At 64.2% G+C, this 3,093-nt stretch carries 3 protein-coding genes; all 3 read right to left on the bottom strand.

Translation table 11 applies throughout. The annotated features are described in order from the left end of the window. On the bottom strand, positions 1-944 hold a 944-nt coding region (locus MMF96_RS19240; protein WP_256884457.1), incomplete at its 3' end, for an ATP-binding cassette domain-containing protein. 14 nt (positions 945-958) lie between these two features. After that, complete coding sequence (locus tag MMF96_RS19235) at positions 959-2,005, bottom strand: ABC transporter permease (RefSeq protein WP_176618730.1); 1,047 nt, start codon at positions 2,003-2,005, stop codon at positions 959-961. Between the two features lie 66 nt (positions 2,006-2,071). After that, positions 2,072-3,076 (bottom strand): substrate-binding domain-containing protein, encoded by a 1,005-nt coding sequence (locus tag MMF96_RS19230; protein WP_256884456.1) that lies wholly within the window; start codon positions 3,074-3,076, stop codon positions 2,072-2,074. Positions 3,077-3,093: the final 17 nt, after the last annotated feature.

The raw sequence follows: 3,093 nt of genomic DNA, 5'->3' as shown, positions 1-3,093 counted from the left end.
CGGGGCAGCTGGCCGGTGGTTTCAGCCACTTCGGCCTCGAGTTCCTGGGCGAGTTCGCCGTGGCCGCCCATGGCTTCGAGTTCGTGGGCGAGCTCGGCCAGTTCGGCACCGCCGGCCATTTGGGCCGTCAGTTCCTCCAGGGTGACGTCCTTCTTGTCGTAGTAGCCGATCGACCTGCCCCGCTTCAGGAGCAGGAAGCGGTCGCCCACGGGGAAGGCGTGGTGGGGGTTGTGGGTGATGAAGATGACGCCCAGGCCGCGGTCGCGGGCCTGCAGGATGTAGCGCAGCACCACCCCGGACTGCTTCACGCCCAGGGCCGCGGTAGGTTCGTCCAGGATCAGCGCCTTCGCCCCGAAATGCACGGCCCGCGCAATCGCCACGCACTGGCGCTCACCGCCGGAAAGCTGGCCGATGGGCTGCTCCACATCGCGCAGGTCAATGCCCATCTGTGCCAGTTCGGTCTTGGTGATCTCCTTCATGGCCTTCACGTCCAGGCGCTTGAACGGCCCGCGGCCCACGGTCAGCTCGGAGCCGAGGAAGAAGTTGCGCCAGATCGGCATCAGCCCCACCACCGCCAGGTCCTGGTACACGGCCGCGATGCCGGAATCCAGCGCCTCACGCGGGCTGCCCAGCTTCCGTTCCTCCCCCATGATCCGGAACGTGCCGGTGTCGTGCTGGTGCAGTCCGGCGATGATCTTGATCAGCGTCGACTTCCCCGCCCCGTTATCACCCAGGACACAGGTCACCCGGCCCGTGTCCACGGCCATGGTCACCTCCGTCAGGGCGATGATGTTCCCATAGTGCTTGCCCACGTTGTCCAGCTCCAGCAGGTGGACCGGGGTGTGGGTCAACGGGTCCGTTTGGTCCTTGAGCAGCGTTTCCTGGTCGATGTCCGCGGTCGCGGGGGCCCCGGACGCTTCCACTCCGGTGTGCTTGGCAGTCATGGTGGTCCGTTCCCTTACTTAAGTTCCGCACGGCGTTTGACGATCAGGTTCACGATGGTGGCCAGCAACAGCATCAGGCCCAGGAAGAACTTGAACCAGTCCGGGTTCCACTGCGCGTAAACGATGCCCTTGTTGGCCATGCCGAAGATGAACGCCCCGATCGCCCCGCCAATGGCCGAGCCGTACCCGCCGGTGAGCAGGCACCCGCCAATCACCGCGGCAATGATGTAGAGGAACTCGTTGCCAACACCCTCCCCGGACTGCACGGCGTCGAACGCGAACAGGTTGTGCATGCCCAGCACCCAGCCGCAAAAGCCCACACCCATGAACAAGCCGATCTTGGTCCACTTCACCGGCACGCCCACGGCCCGGGCCGCATTCTCATCCCCGCCCACCGCGAAGATCCAGTTCCCGACCTTCGTCCGCAGCAGGACCCACGAGGTGACGGCCACCAGGATGACCCAGATGAAGATCGGGCTCTTCAAATCCACCCCGGCAATCGTGAAATCGTTGGCGAACACGGCCTGCGCCGAGGAGAAGCCGTCCATCGTGGCGATCGACGGGGTGGCAACGCTGCCGCCGATCAACCGGGTCAGGGCCAGGTTCAAACCCGTCAGCATCAAAAACGTCGCCAGGGTGACAATGAAGCTGGGCAGCTTCGTCTTCATCAGGATCCAGCCGTTGACGAATCCGATGGCCAGGGAAACCACCAGGGCCAGGCCCACCCCGACCCACACATTCACGGAGAAGTACCAGCTGAACAAGGACGCCGTCAGCGCCGAGCTGATCACCGCGACACCGGCGGAGAGGTCGAACTCCCCGCCAATCATCAACAGCGCCACCCCCACGGCCATGATGCCGATCGTGGAGGAGCCATACAGCACCGTGGCGAAGGAATTCGCCTCCAAAAAAACCGGTGCCACGAGCGAGAAAAAAATGAACAGGACGATCGCCCCGACCAGGGCACCGATTTCGGGCCGGCCAAGGAGGTTCGAGAGCATGCTGCGCCTGCCAATGCGTTCATCCGTCAGTGGCGGCGGGGACTTTGTCATGGTTGTCATGGGTTTCTCCTGGCTTGTCCGCCGCCGGCCCGGACGGGCCGTGCCGGCGGCGGGATCAAGTCATCCTTAGCGGATGCCTTCCTGGGCAAATTTGAGCACTGCGGTGGCATTGGACTTGTCAATGATGGCCGGGCCCGTCAGCACCGGCAGCCCGCCGCCCACCTTGAAGCCGCCACGGTAGTTCTGCCACAATGCGTCAATCGAGTCGTATCCCTGCAGCCACGGCTGCTGGTCCACCGTGAACTGGACCTTGCCGTCAATGATGGACTGGATCAACGCCCCGCTCAGGTCAAAGGAAGCCACCTTGACCTTGCCCGCCAGGTTCAGGGAATCCACGGCCTTCACAATGGTCGCCGTGAAGGGCGCACCCAGCCCGATGATCGCGTCCGCACCCGGCGTGGACTGCAGCTTGGCGGTCACGGTGGACGCCACCTGCGTCATGTCGGTGCCCTGCACATACAAAATCTCCGTCCCGGGCACCTTGGTCTTCACACCCGCGCAACGGGCCTCAAGGGCCACGTTGCCCTGCTCCTGGATCACACACACCGGATGCCTCACGCCCTCGGCCGCCAGCCTCGTGCCAACCGCGGCACCGGCAATGTTTTCATCCGAACCAAAGTGCGTGAACGCCCCAACGCTCTTGAACACATCCTCACCGGAATTCAAGCTGACCACCGGGATCCCAGCAGCCTCCGCCTTCTTCAGCACGTCCTTCAACGCGTCGGGCTTGGCCAAGGTGACCGCAATGCCGGCCACCTTCTGGTCAATGGCCTGCTGCACCAGTTGCGCCTGCCGCCCACCGTCGGGATCCGAGGTGTAGAGCAGGTCCACATTGTCCTTCACGGCCGCTTCCTGGGCACCCTTGCGCACAATGTCCCAAAAGGTGTCGCCCGGCGCGGCATGGGTGATAAGCGCAATCTTGATGCCCGGCGTGGTGGCCACCTGGCCACCACTGCCACCGGCTGCGGCACTGGCAGCCGGCCGCCCGCCACTGCTTGAACACGCACTCAGTGCCAACATCGGCACCACGACGGCAACCACCGCCACCTTCCGCCACGGGATCTTCCTCACTTGCGGTCTCCTTCATT

The sequence above is a fragment of the Arthrobacter sp. STN4 genome (genome assembly GCF_024539665.1).
Classification (GTDB): domain Bacteria; phylum Actinomycetota; class Actinomycetes; order Actinomycetales; family Micrococcaceae; genus Specibacter.
Note: the sequence above shows the minus strand (reverse complement) of the source record. Positions and strands in the feature narration are given on the sequence as shown.